The sequence below is a fragment of the Leptospira andrefontaineae genome (assembly GCF_004770105.1).
Lineage (GTDB): Bacteria > Spirochaetota > Leptospiria > Leptospirales > Leptospiraceae > Leptospira_B > Leptospira_B andrefontaineae.
The window spans coordinates 64,699-80,113 of sequence record NZ_RQEY01000010.1 but is presented as its reverse complement, the minus strand read 5'-3'; the positions used below and the strand labels follow the sequence as shown (position 1 = coordinate 80,113).

At 39.7% G+C, this 15,415-nt stretch carries 12 protein-coding genes; 9 read left to right on the top strand and 3 right to left on the bottom strand.

Annotated features, from left to right (window positions below):
* The first annotated feature begins 91 nt into the window (after nucleotides 1–91).
* The 6 genes from EHO65_RS05155 to EHO65_RS05130 all read left to right on the top strand — a co-directional run bounded on the left by EHO65_RS05155 (nucleotide 92) and on the right by EHO65_RS05130 (nucleotide 6,066).
* On the top strand, nucleotides 92–1,513 hold the full coding sequence (locus tag EHO65_RS05155) for a flavin-containing monooxygenase (protein WP_135773097.1): 1,422 nt from the start codon (nucleotides 92–94) through the stop codon (nucleotides 1,511–1,513).
* The gene (locus EHO65_RS20095) at nucleotides 1,510–1,644 is read left to right on the top strand and encodes a hypothetical protein (protein WP_279632283.1); all 135 of its coding nucleotides are present in this window, start codon (nucleotides 1,510–1,512) and stop codon (nucleotides 1,642–1,644) included. Before EHO65_RS05155 ends, EHO65_RS20095 begins: the two co-directional genes overlap by 4 nt.
* A 351-nt stretch (nucleotides 1,645–1,995) precedes the next feature.
* Nucleotides 1,996–3,297 (top strand): adenylosuccinate lyase, encoded by a 1,302-nt coding sequence (gene purB / locus EHO65_RS05145; RefSeq protein ID WP_135773096.1) that lies wholly within the window; start codon nucleotides 1,996–1,998, stop codon nucleotides 3,295–3,297.
* Entirely contained in the window at nucleotides 3,297–4,061 is a 765-nt protein-coding gene (locus EHO65_RS05140; RefSeq protein ID WP_135773095.1) for a Rossmann-fold NAD(P)-binding domain-containing protein, read from the top strand. The genes purB and EHO65_RS05140 overlap by 1 nt, the downstream gene beginning before the upstream one ends.
* Complete coding sequence (locus EHO65_RS05135; protein WP_135773094.1) at nucleotides 4,058–5,161, top strand: helix-turn-helix transcriptional regulator; 1,104 nt, start codon at nucleotides 4,058–4,060, stop codon at nucleotides 5,159–5,161. The genes EHO65_RS05140 and EHO65_RS05135 overlap by 4 nt, the downstream gene beginning before the upstream one ends.
* A gap of 77 nt (nucleotides 5,162–5,238) precedes the next feature.
* Complete coding sequence (locus EHO65_RS05130) at nucleotides 5,239–6,066, top strand: sterol desaturase family protein (protein WP_135773391.1); 828 nt, start codon at nucleotides 5,239–5,241, stop codon at nucleotides 6,064–6,066.
* Between the two features lie 169 nt (nucleotides 6,067–6,235).
* Here EHO65_RS05130 and EHO65_RS05125 read toward each other — a convergent pair whose 3' ends face one another.
* The 3 genes from EHO65_RS05125 to EHO65_RS05115 are packed head-to-tail and all read right to left on the bottom strand — an operon-like array spanning nucleotide 6,236 to nucleotide 11,205.
* Entirely contained in the window at nucleotides 6,236–8,251 is a 2,016-nt protein-coding gene (locus EHO65_RS05125) for a PAS domain S-box protein (RefSeq protein ID WP_135773093.1), read from the bottom strand.
* Nucleotides 8,252–8,296: 45 nt separating this feature from the next.
* Entirely contained in the window at nucleotides 8,297–10,231 is a 1,935-nt protein-coding gene (locus EHO65_RS05120) for a hypothetical protein (RefSeq protein WP_135773092.1), read from the bottom strand.
* Complete coding sequence (locus EHO65_RS05115; RefSeq protein ID WP_135773091.1) at nucleotides 10,228–11,205, bottom strand: glycosyltransferase family 2 protein; 978 nt, start codon at nucleotides 11,203–11,205, stop codon at nucleotides 10,228–10,230. The genes EHO65_RS05120 and EHO65_RS05115 overlap by 4 nt, the downstream gene beginning before the upstream one ends.
* Nucleotides 11,206–11,403: 198 nt before the next feature.
* On the opposite strand from EHO65_RS05115, the gene EHO65_RS05110 reads away from it, so the two are divergent.
* The 3 genes from EHO65_RS05110 to EHO65_RS05100 are packed head-to-tail and all read left to right on the top strand — an operon-like array spanning nucleotide 11,404 to nucleotide 15,415.
* Entirely contained in the window at nucleotides 11,404–11,745 is a 342-nt protein-coding gene (locus EHO65_RS05110) for an STAS domain-containing protein (protein WP_008594836.1), read from the top strand.
* Between the two features lie 14 nt (nucleotides 11,746–11,759).
* Complete coding sequence (locus EHO65_RS05105; RefSeq protein WP_135773090.1) at nucleotides 11,760–14,786, top strand: LIC_11026 family protein; 3,027 nt, start codon at nucleotides 11,760–11,762, stop codon at nucleotides 14,784–14,786.
* A gap of 5 nt (nucleotides 14,787–14,791) precedes the next feature.
* On the top strand, nucleotides 14,792–15,415 hold the full coding sequence (locus EHO65_RS05100; RefSeq protein ID WP_135773089.1) for a DUF1318 domain-containing protein: 624 nt from the start codon (nucleotides 14,792–14,794) through the stop codon (nucleotides 15,413–15,415).

Genomic DNA, 15,415 nt, shown 5'->3' with positions numbered 1-15,415 from the left:
GGAATTGATTTTTGTTTGACTTATCTTTTAATAAATGAGCAATGATCATTTATTAAAAGATAACATTGCTCATTTTTGTGAAAGAGGACGTATGAAAGAACAAACTACAATTCCTGATTCGAAGGGGATTCAGGATTTTTCGGGGCATTATTGTATAGTCGGGGCCGGTCCCGCAGGGATATCCATGGCAAGATCACTTAAGATGAAAGGGATCCCTTTCCATGTGATCGAAAGGTATAAGGACGTAGGAGGAATTTGGGATATTGAAAATCCGGGATCTCCTATGTATAAAAGCGCTCATTTTATCTCTTCTAAATATCTTTCCGATTATGCGGATTATCCAATGCCCGAAGAATATCCGGACTATCCATCCAACCGTCAGATCCTCTCATATCATAGATCATTTGCCAGAGAATACGATCTGTATCGACATATAAAATTCAATTCTTCGGTCCGCTCTATCGAGCAGAAAGGGTCCAAATGGTTGGTTAAGTTGGAGAATGGAGAATCTGGACTTTATGAAGGAGTGATTTGTGCGAGCGGGATCACTTGGTCTCCGAATATTCCGAAGTTACAAGGTATAGAAACATTTCGTGGAGAAGTGATTCATAGCGTAAAGTATAAGGACATTTCTTTTTTTCGTGGAAAGAGAGTGCTCGTTGTAGGAGCCGGAAATTCCGGATGTGATATTGCGTGTGACGCTGGAGTCGCTGCAGACCAGGCTTTCATCAGTGTAAGAAGAGGTTATTATTTTATTCCAAAACATATTTTTGGAATGCCTGCAGACGTATTCGGTGATGGAGCTCATTGGATCCCTAATTGGTTTTCTCAATGGGTTTTTGGGATCATCTTAAAGTTTTTAGTAGGGGATTTGACTAAGATCGGTCTTCCTGCTCCCGATCATAAAATTTTTGAAACACATCCGATCATTAATGATCAGCTTCTACATAATCTTCGCCATGGAGACGTGATTGCAAAGGGAGATATTTCCAGATTGAACGGAGAATTTGTAGAGTTTAAGGATGGTTCTAAAGAAAAGATCGATTTAGTCGTACTTGCGACCGGCTACCATTGGTCGATCCCGTACATGGAAGAAAAATATTTCGAATGGAAGAATGGACGACCTGAACTTTATCTTACTCTTTTCAATCGTAATTATGAAAATCTTTATGCTCTCGGTTATATGGAAACCGACGGAGGGGCGTATAAGATGTTCGACGAAATGGCTAATTTAATTTCTTCTTATATAGATGCGAAACGAAAAGGAGATCCTTCCGCTAAAAAATTCGAATCATTGATCCGAACAGACCGACCCTTATTAAACGGTGGGATCCATTATCTGAATACGGGACGGCACTCAGTATATGTAAACCAGGTTGCTTATAAAAAATATCGATCAAAGATCCAAAGTAAAATGGGATGGCCTGAATTAAAACCGGGTCAGTTCGATATTTTAAAGAAGGGAGAACATGCCGCTTCTGCACCAAACGATCTGGCGAGGGCTGCACGGTGAGTTCGGAGAAAAAAGGATTTTCCGGATCTAAAACCGCTTTGATCACCGGAGCGGGAGGCGGGATCGGAGAAGCAATCGCATTACGTTCGTGGGATCCGAACAGGAAAATTGGAGATATATGTTCCTTATAGTGACGGACTTACTTCTAGATTGGCCGCGGTGTTTCCCTGGCTTATCGGTTCACTTTCTCCCATATTAAAATGGTTCGGAGAGAAGGGACGTCGCAGATGGCTCCGCAAAAAAAGAATCAATCCTGATAGAAAGGCACAGAGTTAAGAGAGACTCAGAGATATTTTTACACAGAGGCACAAAGACGCGGAGGTTTTGGGTTTTTATAAATACATGTAGGAGTTCCTGCAAACTCAGACTCCGTGTCTCTGTGCCTCTTCTAAACTCCGTGTCTTTGTGTGACCAAAAACGTTTTACGTATCTCCCCCCGATAAAAATCCTATCTATGGGGGTATTTCCCCAAGGAAACTGGAATGATTGATCGGTATTCGAATCCGGAGATTTCTAAAATTTGGGAATTGGAGAACAAATTCGATATTTGGAAAGAAATCGAAATATTGGCGACTGAAGCCCGGATGAAAAAAGGAGAAGTTCCTAAAGAAGACTTCGAAGAGATCCGTTCCAAAGCAAGATTCAACGTGGATGAAATTTTGGAGATTGAATCCAAGGTCCACCATGACGTTATCGCATTCTTAACTAATATGAATTCCTATATCGGGCCTGCAGGTCGTCACGTGCATTACGGTCTCACTTCTTCCGATATTGGAGACACTGCACTTTGTGTGCAGATGGTCCAAGCAATGGATCTGATCCTGAAAAAAACGGACCAACTCATCGAGGCGATCAAGGAGAAGGCGATCCAATACAGAGACCTTCCTTGTATCGGAAGATCTCATGGTATCCATGCAGAACCAATGACTCTTGGTTTGAAGTTTGCATTATTCTATGAAGAAATGAAAAGAAACAGGGTGCGCATGGCCCTGGCAAAAGAAGAAGTTGCCGTAGGAAAATTATCAGGTGCAGTCGGAACTTATTCGAATATAGAACCGGATATTGAAGAATATGTTTGCGAGAAGTTGGGTCTCAAGCCAGATCCGATCGCAACCCAAGTTGTTTCTCGCGATAGACATGCAGCTTATATGTCCGCGTTAGGCGTAACTGCGGCGAGTTTGGATCGTTTTGCAACCGAAGTCCGTCTTCTTCAGAAAACAGAAGGTAGAGAAGTAGAAGAACCTTTTTCTCCGGGACAAAAGGGGTCTTCTGCAATGCCTCATAAAAGAAATCCTGTGATCTGTGAAAGGATTTCCGGTATTTCGAGAGTGATCCGTTCTAATGTTTCTACTGCTCTTCAAAACGTTGCCTTATGGCATGAAAGGGATATTTCGCATTCTTCCGCAGAAAGGATAGTTGTTCCTGATTCTACAATTGCTCTTGAATATATTTTGGATAAAATGTTATTCGTAGTGAAAAATCTACATGTATATCCGGATGCGATCGAAAGGACATTGGGAACTACAAGAGGTTTGATCTTCTCTCAAAAGGTACTTCTTCACTTGATTGAAAAAGGTGGAATTACCAGAGAGGATGCTTATACAATCGTGCAAGGTCATGCAATGGCAGTTTGGGCGGATATTTCCCAAAACCTGAAGACTAGACTTGCAGAAGATCCTAAGGTGCAAAAGGTTTTAAAGCCAGGAGATCTGGATTCTATTTTCCAAATTTCTCCTTACTTAGATAAAGTTGGACTGATCTATAAAAGACTTGGTTTGGAGTAATGCCTAAGTTTGCAGTTTTCGGGCTGGGATATACCGGCCTACGGATTCTAGATACATTAAAAAAAGAGAATACTGTTTTAGGGATTTCCCGGCTGACTCAAGTAGAAGGATCTATTCTCCTGGATCTATCCGATACGGAAGCCTTGGAAAATTTTCGAAAAGAAAACGAAGGTTCGCAGTTTGATGCGAGCCTTATCACTTTCCCCGCTCAAAAATTAGAGAATAGAGAACAGGTTTTTGATACTTTATTCTCTGTTTCTAAAACTGTTTGGATGTTTGGATCTACCAGCATCTATCAAAGGATCACATCCGATATAACCGAGAAAACTCCTTTAGATCCTGAACATGATCGTTATGAAACGGAGTTACGGTTTTTAGAGAAGGGTGGTAAGATCCTTAGGCTTTCAGGGATCTATGGCCCGGGTAGAAATCCGGCAAACTGGGCAAGAAAGGGCTCCGTTAGAAAGACGAAACGTCAATTGAATCTCATTCATGGGGATGATATTTCGGAAGCGGTTCGTTTGCTTCTGTCTTATCCCGGAAATGATCTGCCTTCCGAGTTAATTTTATCCGATGGGCAATGGCATACCTGGTTGGAGATCTTCCGATTCTTAGAGGATCATGGTAAGATCCAGGTTCTTCCCGAAGAAAAGATGGATAGAGAGGACAGTTTTATAGATAGCAGCTTGATCCGGAAATTTCTTCCTGGTTTACAAACAAAGGACTTTTGGGGAGAATTGGAAAAACTGGAAGAACTCATTTGATCTCACAGATCACGGACATATTACATTTATTCTGTCTTTCGAATTTAATCTTCATTATCGGATTCTTTGGATGGAGATATATTTATGATTTTAGAATACGTATCGCGGGAGGTTTTTCTTTCGGGATAGTATGTTATATCCTTCTTTCCTTGGATCCTGATCTAAAGATCCCTTATTCTATTCGAGTATTTTTATTTGCAGGTCTTATTAGTTTACCTTTTTTCTTTTGGATGATCAGCCTTGCTATCTTCGAAGATCATTTTGAGATTAAATATTGGTATTGGCTCTTACTTCTAAGTAAGGTTGGGGTATCTGCTTGGTCGGTCTATCCTGTATTGGATCTGATCAATATGAGAGGACCTATCGTTTCAGAAACGGTTCTTGCTCATATAATTATTCCTACTCTTCTATCCTTGGGATTTGTTGTGGCTGCCATCATCAGGATCTATTCAGGTAGAAAAGACGATTTAATCGAAACAAGAAGAAGGTTACGCGAAGTTCATATTCTAATGACCGGAAGTGTAATCACTTTTAATATGTTCTCTCACCTGATCCTAAGAGGAAAGATCTTATCTGAAATTTTAGATTTAGCGAATGTGGTCTTTGCCTGGGGGCTTATACTTGCATTCATGTATTTGGTCTTCGAATTGAAAGAAGGTCTTGTGGATCCAAGACCGGAAGAGTCAGAGGACAAAGAAGAAAAAGCTATATATGCCGATCCTGCATTAAAGAAAAAATTAGTCTCTGCATTTGAAGAAACCAAACTTTATAGAAAAGAAGGTCTGACAATCGGGCAGCTTGCAGAAAATTTAGAAGTGCAGGAATATAAACTCAGAAGGCTGATCAACCAAGCAATGGGTTTTAGGAATTTTCCAGACTTCCTAAATCGTTACAGGATCCAAGAAGCCTGCGAGATCCTTTTGGATTCGGGAAAGGACGAAATCCCTATCATTCGGGTCGCTATGGATCTCGGTTACCAATCCTTAGGACCATTTAATCGCGCATTCAAAGAACTTACGGGAGTCACTCCAACCGAATTTCGCCGTAACCGTGGCAGGGACGAATCTTTAAAAAGTACTGCCGATTTTGAAATCAGCTAGAGATTTTTAAAATTCGGATAGGCTGATCCTTGTCTCATCGTGTAAACTGTGCTTACAGAAAACACGGAGAGAACAGGATGAATGAAATTGTGGATCAAATGGGCTATACCGCCTATTATTTTCTGACCTTGGGTATGTTATGGTTCCGCTATATTTTAATGGCAGGGATCGCTTATGTTTTCATTTGGATGATCTACAAAGAAAGACTCAAACATAAGATCATCCAAAATAGACTTCCTGAAAAAGATAAGATCTCCCACGAACTTAAATATTCGGCGATCTCACTTGCGATCTTCGCAGCTTCCGGGATCCTCGTGGTCTTGATGAAGAAGGCAGGCTGGACTTTTATCTACGACAAGGTGGAAGATTACGGTGTGCCTTATCTATTATTCAGCATCGTTGCTTTAATATTCCTACATGATACTTACTTTTATTGGACCCACAGAATGATGCATCACCCTCTTCTTTTCAAAAGAATGCATTTGGTTCATCATAAGTCCACGAATCCTTCTCCTTGGGCGGCGTTTTCTTTTCATCCATATGAAGCTGTTGTGGAAGCAGGGATTGTGCCTCTTGTGATCCTATTCTTGCCTGTGCATACAACTGCACTTTTGGTATTTTTCTTTTACAGTAATTTTTTGAATGTCCTAGGGCATCTTTCTTTCGAACTTTTTCCTAAAGGATTTATCGAAAATAAAATATTAAGACTTCATAATTCTACTACTCATCATAATATGCATCATAAATACTTTAACTGTAATTACAGTTTGTATTTTAATATTTGGGATAGGATAATGGGAACGAATCATGAGAATTACTTCGATACATTTAGAGAAGTGACTCATCGAGAGCCTGAAGTCGTGAGCGATTCCAGTTTAGGCGAAGCGAAAGTTCAGGGAGTTTAGATCCTAACCTTGTTGGAATTCCAACAAGATTAGAACTGCAAAATTTGATTGTTAAGAATGGAATTTTGTGATATACGCGAGGGAGCTCTCCCACGAGCCACTCCCCCCACCCAAAGCTCAGGGTGGGGGCGCCCTTTAAACCCCTGTAGGAACTCCTACAAATCAATCCCTAATAAGAAGCGGGAAACCTTATCCTAGTAACTGTCCCTTGCTCGGAAGAAAGATCCATCACGGATCCTTTTAACTGTTTGGTCAGAAGTTCTACAAGTTCCAGTCCCATAGAATCTTCCGGTTTAGGATCTGAAGATTTTCCTTTTCCATTATCAGTCACATCCAAATGGATCCAATTTCCATCCTTGTAAAAGGATATCTTGATGATCTTTTCTTCCGAATGTTTTTTAAATAAGAAGGCATGTTTTAGAATATTTGTTACTAACTCATTCAGGATCAAGCCGATCGGGATTGCGGAATTTTGTTTGATCGGAAGTGACTCACAATTTAGGAAAATTTGTATCTCTTCTTTTTTATGACCAAAAGATTTGAGAAGGCTATCCACAAGCCTACTTACGAACTCAGGAAAAAATTCATCGCTGATCCTGTGTTTTCCGTATAAAGATTCATGCACATATGCCATAGACAAAATCCTGTTTTGGGATTCTGTCAGAACTTGAGTGGGATTGGTTGCTTCTACTTGCTCCAACTGGATGGAAAGTAAACTTGAGAGAACCTGTAGGTAGTTTTTAACTCTGTGATGAACTTCCTTAAGTAAGATATCCTTTTCTTGAAGAGAATTGGCCATAATTTCTTCAGCAAGTTTTACTTGGGTAAAGTCGGCGATAAAACCTTCTAAAGCGATCAATTCTCCATTCTCACCTTTGACCGCGGAACCTTGTTCGAATGCCCAACGCATCTCTCCACTTCTTTTATAGATCCGGTAAAGAAGCTGATAGGGAAGGTTCTTGCCTATAGCCTCCGTAACTTCTTGAAATACTCTTTCAGTGTCTTCCGGATGCATTATCTCCCCGTAGGTAATTGTCCGATTGGAAACAAAGTCTGAAGGAGAATAGCCGGTAAGTTCGAAACAACCTTCGCTAATAAACTCCATTGTCCAATCCGGATCGTATGCACAACGATACGCAATGCCGGGAAGATTTCGGATTAAAGTGGAAAGTTGTCTTTCACTTTCTTTTAATGCAGTTTCCGTTTTTTTATAATAAGTAATATCAGTGCACATCGCAAGTGAACCTTCGTAATTCCCCTGGGGATCAAAGATCGGGTTTGCTGACATTAATAACCAAACAGGTTCTCCGTCCGGACGTTTGAAATAGAAATCATGGACTTCTGCTTTTCCTTGTTTTCTTTCTTCCAACCTTTTATTTACTATATCAGTTGCCTCGGGAGTTACAAATTCATAAAGATTTTTACCTATGAGTTCTTTCTCACTCATTCCTAAAAATTCTGCCATTTTAGAATTCACGAATGTGGTATTATTTTCCTTATTGATCAACCAGATACCTTCTAAAGTGGTATCTACTATCTTTTTGTAATTTCCTTCCGTCTTGGAAAGAGCAGCTTTCGTTTCTTCGAAGAATACTAAAAGTATTACGATTGCAGAAGAGAATCTAAAAAGTCCTGCGAGAAAAAAACCTATAAAACCGAACTCAGGATGGAATCGGACAAATGGATAATTAAGAACATGAATTCCCCAAAGAATGAAGATCCAACCTGCAATGATCTTACCAATACTTGGGATCAGATTTTTAGTTCTTAAAAAAATGATACCAGTGTAAATTTGAGACCCACCTATTAATAGATAGATTGGCCAGATCATATAAGGATCTTTAGTCTTCTCAATATCTAGATACAATGCCCAAAGGCCGGCTGACCCAAATAAAATTTGAAAAGGCCTAGAGAACGATTTATTTAAAAAATATAAACATCCTAAAAATTGGAAAAGTGCTCTGATAAAGTCAATGGAGAAAGCAGGAAAATATCTGTAAGAGTCTACCCCTCCTACTTGCATAATATTTCCTATATAACCTAAAAGATGAAATATCCAACAGATGGACCAGGCAAGCAATGCCTTCTGTCCTTCTTTATTGTATAAATATAGATAAATAAGGATTAGAAAAAATGCGGAAGGCGTAGCCGCGATGATGGTGGGTAATAACCAAGGATGAGTCACGATGCCTTCAGCCGTTTACCGAAAACAGGTTTCGGTTAAGTCCGATTATTTTTTAATAAGACGAAATTCTTTGAAACAATAATCTCCAGTTTGGTGTTTAATTTCTTTAATCTGTTTTAAGGTGATCCCAAAACCTTCTGCCCTGGAAAGGACCTTAGGAGGTAGGTCGCAAGAAGGTCCTACATACACAGCTTTGTCAAACTCGTCCCAGGATTTCCATTTGTATTTGCTATCGTTGCGGTATTTACCATTTTCGACGGTTTTTTGTCTGAACAGAAGATCGAATTCGGAGGCGAGAATTCTCCCTGGTACTTGGAAGTTTTCCTCATCGTGGAATGCATTGAATGCGACGTATTTTCCTTGTGGATCTATTTCTTTTGCAAACTCTCTTGCAGGTTCGAATACAGTAGTTTCGAATCCTTTTAAACAGAATTGGTTTTTAGAAAGATAAGTTTGGCTGAACAGCCCACCTTCTTTTATGAATAGGCTCGATGCCCAAACTAAGAAGAATAGAAATACTACCGAGATGACTAACTTTTTACTAGTATCAGAAATTTGAACTAATCTGAAGGACCATAAACTTAGTATCGTAAGTAAAGCAGGTAACGGGTAGAATACGTGGCGTAATTGTTTATTCCCAGTGCTCGCGTCGATAACTATGTATTGTAAGAATACTATCACAGTAATTGCGAATAACGGATCTTTTAAAAATTTAGGCCATTCTATATTCTGTAACTTGGCAAGTAGGGAATCTATTCTTCCTTCTCCATTCGTTTTTGGAGAAGAAGTTTTCTCTTTTCTGTTCAAATAAAGCCAGTAACCGATTGCACCTAAAGAAAATAAGAAGAAGGCCCTGAAAATCCATGGCTCATTGAATACATGGCTCGCAGGAAATTTATCTCCCGGTGATTCGAATAAACTTAAGATAAAACTACGAACAAATTTGTTCACGATCATCTGAGCATTTACAAGACTCATTACCCTGTCTATATTGGTGAATAACCAGATAAAACAAGGAAGGATCGCATACAGATAAAGTATTTTGATAGAAGGAGGAGAAATTTCCCCTAAGTTCTTTCTATGTCTGTATAAGAAATAATTGAAATCGAGGAACAGGATCACTGTTAGGACATATAATATTCTTTTAAAGGACTTCTGATCCAGATTCCAATCTGTCACTACTCTTAAGACAGGCAGTGAAAGAACTAACAGAATTACGCCGATCAAAAAGAAAAGCCTGAGCCCTTTGTAATGGGCCTTCACGGAATATCGAACAAATCCGATCCACTCTGGAAATCTGGAAATCAACTCGAACAAAAAGATAGAGATGAATAATAAAAGTCCGTAAGGATACTTCGTAAAAAATAGAAGTATCAAAACTACGGAAACCAAAGCAGCCACCTTGGAACCGGCAGGCAAACTTTCTCCTGGTTTTAAGTCCTTTACGGAATCATAAAGTTTATACAATCCCCAATACACCCAAAGAAGAATGAACATACCCTGGGTTTCCAGCATAGAAGAAAGACTATAAGCAGGAGTTTCGGAAGTATGAAGACTTAGCGCTAATACAAAAATAGAAACTAAACTTCCGAAAAGAAGAGATCCCGAAATTCTAGAAACTATATAGATGATTGAAGGAAAACAAAGAGCGTAAAATGCCAATCCCAAGAAAGAATCCTTCCAAGTGATCGGCCATTCTCCAGGACTTGCCAAAAGTAAAAGTGAGAATATTGGGCGAAGAGGTGGCCAGGTTGCTGCTTCCAAAAAAGGAAGTGTTGCTCTCCAGATTTTACCGTCCCTATAATCCTGGAATTGATCGTATACTGCCGTTAGGCGAATATTCTCGTCCCAGGTTAGAAGATCTGTAATCGGGCAGATCTCTAAGAATGCCTGCCAATTTTTGGAGATCATAACTCCAGTGGCAAATAAGGCCAGTAAGCCGAATAAAATCCCTAAAACTCTATCCCAGATGCGGTTCATTTTTTAGTTTTTGGTCTCGCTGAGTAGATCTTTTCAATCACATACAGAGGACGATTTTTGGACTGATCATGAACTCTGCTTAGATATTCGCCTATCATACCTAATGCGATAAGTTGGATCCCACCTAATACCAATACTATGATCATGACCGAGGTCCAGCCTTGGATGGTATTATCAGTAAACAGTTTTAAATATAGAATATAGATAGTGTATAACGCTCCGAAAAATGCAGAAGTAAATCCTAAATAAGAAGAAAATTTAAGAGGGGCAGAGGAGAAGGAAGTGATCCCATCCAAAGCAAACTTAAGCATCTTGCTGACGGAAAATTTTGTCTCTCCGTCAAAACGTTCGTCTCGATCATATTCCAAACCTGTTTGTCTGAAACCGATCCAAGCGATCAATCCTCGAATATAACGATGTTGTTCCTTCATGGAGACTAGAACATCAGTCACTCTTCTGCTCATAATCCTGAAATCTCCCGTATCGATTGGGATCTCGAATCTGGTCAGCTTTTTTAGGATCCTATAGAATACATGAGCGGTGATCAGCTTGAAAAAAGATTCACCTTCTCTTTTCTTCCTTCTGGCATAAACAACATCATAACCTTCTGACATTTTTGCGTAAAGGTCCGCGACAAATTCAGGAGGATCTTGTAGATCTCCATCCATGACGGCGACTGTTTCACCTCTTGCAGTATCGATACCTGCAGTGATGGCCAATTGGTGTCCGTAATTTCTAGATAAGTTTAGAAGAAAAAAGCCTGGCTCTGATTCGCAGAATTTTTTTAATACATCGAAGGTCCCGTCTCTTGAGCCGTCGTTTACAAAAAGAATTTCTGCATCTTCCTTTCCGAAGCGGTGTTTTTCTTTTAAGATAGTGAGTAAACCCCGAAGTCTTTTTACAAGTTCGGGGATGGTTTTTTCCTCGTTATAAACGGGAATGACTAGGGATAAAAGAGGGGGCTTTGCGGGCATTGCTGACGATGGTACGATGTTTGTATTCGGCCAAAATGTCGACAATATTTCCTGTAATTTCTGTCAGAGTCAAAACCTAGTTTCTCTTTGATTTTTGGGAGCTTTCGAGGGATTCTGTTAGTCAATTCTGCAAAAAAGGGCTTTACAAGGAGGCCGGAATGCAGATCTTATATAAGCACAAAAATCCAAGAAAGGGTTATGAAAATCAAAGTCACCACTAAAAACGACGTTCACATCATCAAGATCGAAGGCCCGATCAAAGCGGGCAATGAATTCGAACTTGGTCAAAAAATCGAGGAGTATATCTCGAAAGGTGACGTTCCTAAGTTTATCATCGACCTTAAAAAAGTTCCTTTCATCAACTCAGCGGGTTTGGGGATGTTTCTTAATATCTACAAACATATCGACGGTTTGAAAGGTCGCATGGTATTCACCAATTTGAATAACGATATCGAAAACTTAATGGAGATTACAAAGTTAGCCAGCATTTTCGAGATCTACAAAACGCTGGAAGAGGCTATCGAATCCTTCGAGTATTAGCCTAAACATTTCGGTTGGCTTCCGATTTTTTACAGTATTTGAAAAAGAAAAAACTCCGCCTTGGGATCATTGCGGGGATTTTTCTCTTCTATCATCTCCTTTTCAACTCAATTACAGGACAGATCTTAGTAGATAAAATTGCCTCTTCCGTTTTAGCGGGCAAGTTCGAGGCGAATGTCAGAAGTTTTTCTCCATTCTACGGAATCAAATTCACTGATGTAAAATTATATCCCACAACCGACTGGGGTCAGAAGCCTGTAATGACCGCTAAAGAGTTGGGTATCTCCTATAATCTTCCTCTTATCATCTTCGGAAGATTGAAAATTTCCAAAATTTCCATACATGGATTGGAGTTGGACCTCCAACAAAGAGGAAACCTTTGGAATATCTCCTCTGCTTTTCCTCCTAGCAAAAAAGAAGAAATCAGTACCGAAAAAACAGAACCTCTTACTGAGATCCGTACATATATTCCAGTCAGCGCATTCTTAGAACTGGATCTGAAAGATATCAATGTCCATGTGAATTCGGAGAATGGATCCAAATCTTATTCTGCGGGACTAGACGGATTAGAACTTGGATTTCTTTTAGATACGAATCGTTTCACTCGTATTCCATTCGATCTGAAAATTTTGGATCTGATAGACGAATTCCAAGTGAAGTTGAATCCGGAGAACCAGATAAAACTTAGATTCCAAGATTCTTCCGGAGGACTGGACCATCCATTTAAATGTACATTGGTTTGGGAAAGGGCAGAAGGTTCCAAGGCCGGGTTCCATTCTAAACTCGACCTTGGCTCTGAAAAAATACCGATACGAATTGCAAACAGAGTCAGTGCGCCTTTTGGTTTTTCACTAAAATATGATATAGATGTTTCTCCAGAGAAGAAGGAACTCCTTCTCAGAAATTTAGAATGGAAAGTAGGGGAAGACACCTGGTTAGAAGGGAGCGGAAAAATTTCCGACTTCGCAGCCGATTCAGGAAATGTAAATCTTGCTATCCAAAAATCCAGGATACGACTCGCACCTTTATCAGATTTTCTGCATAGTTTAGGATTCGACTCCTTCTCGATGAGTGGAGAAGCAAGCCTTGCTCCGATTTTAGCGGAAGGTGGATGGAACAATTTAAGAGTTTTGGGAGAAGTCCGAGGAAACTCATTGGATTTCAGAGTAGGGAAGAAGAGACATTCAATACCTGTATTCAATTTGGACTGGGATGTTCGGATAGATCCACAGAGTGAAAAAGATCCAGGGCCGAAGATCCCTCTTCCTTGGATGAGATCTTTTTCATTCAAAAATCTGAAAGTAATCTATAACGAAATTCTACTGGAAGGAAATCTCAATTATTCCCAGGCAGAGGGACCAAATTTAAATCTGAAACTGGATAATTTCGGATTAGGAGATTATCTAACAGGATATTCCGGAAAAATTTCTGCAGAACTTTCTGCGTTCGGAAAAGATTTTTCACAATTAGATGCGGGCTTAAAATTAAAAGCAAAAGGTTTTAGATTTCCGTTAGGCAGAGGTAACTCCGGAAATATATATCTGGAAGGTGGTTTAAAGGCTATATTCCATTTTCCTAAAAAAGCCTGGGGCTTAGAAGAAATATTAGTATCGAATCTGAACCTACAAGCCTTCTCGCCCGAGGGAAACTCTGCGGCAAAATTAAATACGGGTGGAAGAATAGCACTTGGAGAACCGTTCGTATTGGATCTGAAAAAAGCAGGACTGGATCTAGACTTAGAACATCTTGTTCCACTTCTTCCTTTATCACTCCGAGAAACATTGATCCCTGTTAGAAACCAGGTGGGCAAAAAGATAGGACTCGACGGAGACTTTTATTATTCTCTTGGAGGTCACGGACAAAATATCCAAGGAAGTCTTGGCGTTGATCTGCCCGAGATGAACCTTCGAGATGGAAAACTTTCCATAGATCTGAAGATGATCGGAAGTCCAAGTTCTAAGATCAAAATTGATAAACTGGAGTTAAGTGCGTTCTCCCAGAAATTGCACTTAGGATTAGGCGGAGAACTAACCAAGGCATCCAAAAACGGGCCTTCTCCTTCCCTGGGAGAATTTATTCCAAACTTAAAAGGAGAATTAAAACTTCTATCTCCTAAAGAAAGTGGACTGATTAAAGGTTTATTTTTTCAAGGAGACGCAGGGATAAAATTCAACTGGTACGGGAGCCTTGTTCAAGGAAATTTAATATCTAAAAATTCTAATATACTTGTGCAGAGTGGCGTTTGTCCCGGATACGATTGTAAATTATATAGAATAGATGGATGGAATGCGGATGTTCCATTCTCTCATGATCTTTCCGTTAAAGAAACCAAAAATCTGATCGAAGGGAACAAAAGAAAGTTCGTAATGAATTACGGTCGAACACCTGCCGCGAATTTTACGATCCGACAGATCATAGGGAACCATCCTTCTTTAAAAGGAACACCTTTTGAATACAGTAGGCCGAGAGCGGATTCTCCCGGACTATCTGCCAACCTGGAATACTCAGAAAATTATTTACGAATGGATTATCTCAAAGTATATACTCTGGACGGAGAAATTTGGGGTAAGGATATGATCGTTAACGTTGGTTCCGGAGATCCTGAAAAAATGGAATATACGGTTTCTTTGAGGGTCAAGGATATAGATCTAAAACAATTGCTTCCTGCTAAAACTCAGCCTAAGATAGACGACGGAAAAGTAAAAGCTGATCTGAATCTATGGGGAAGGAATCTGGGAGATCCGGTTCCGAACTTAAATTTGTTTTTTAGTATCTATCAGATCGGGAACGACTTCGGGAAAAGTGCGATCAATATTTTTGCTCCTTCTAATATTCTCACTGATTTTATTTACGGAAGTTATGCGGTAGATAAGATAGAATTGGAATTGTCCAAAGGTTTGGTATATGCAGTGATCCTATTCAAACGTTCTATTTTAGGAACTATTATCCAGTTGGAAAATAACCAGGTATCCCAGCAGAGAATGCCGTTAGCAAACTTCCTCAAACGTGCCCAGAACGAGATCGAAACTTTCAACCAGTAAAACTTATGAAGAATATTCCAAGATCCTATATTATTCTTTTTGCAATCTTTCCTTTGTTTGTGTATTGCCCGATCAAGGCACCTCCAATCACGTTTACTCAGACCCAAACTGCTGCAGAAAAACAAATGTTGGGAGAAGACAGAAATCTGGAAAAGGATGGATGGCTAATCGCTTCTATCAAAACTTCTTCTTCCGGTTCCGAGATCTGGGAAAGAGATCTGGTCAAAGAAGAATTCGGAAATACTTCTGATAATCAATTCTATATCGCACTTCGGATTCTGGCTTATTTAGCAAGAGAACTGAGAGAATATAGAAGTTTAGGGATTTTGGCAGAAGGGTTAGATGGAAAAGTAAGATGGAATCCGAAGATCAAGGAAGCAGGTACTGAGAAGATTTCCCAAGATCCAAAACAGAAGTCTCGCCTAGATGATCTAGTTAAGCTTGTGAATGAGAATAGAGATATCGTAATTAAGGAAAAGTTAAAGAAGGCATTCTCCGACCCGAATCGCAATATTACTGAAAAAGAAAAGGTTACTATCAAAGAGAGTATCCAAACAACCTGGCTTCGTTCTGTTGAAATAGGAGAATATTACGAGGCTTCTGCTGGGAATTGGAAAAAGAAGGAATAG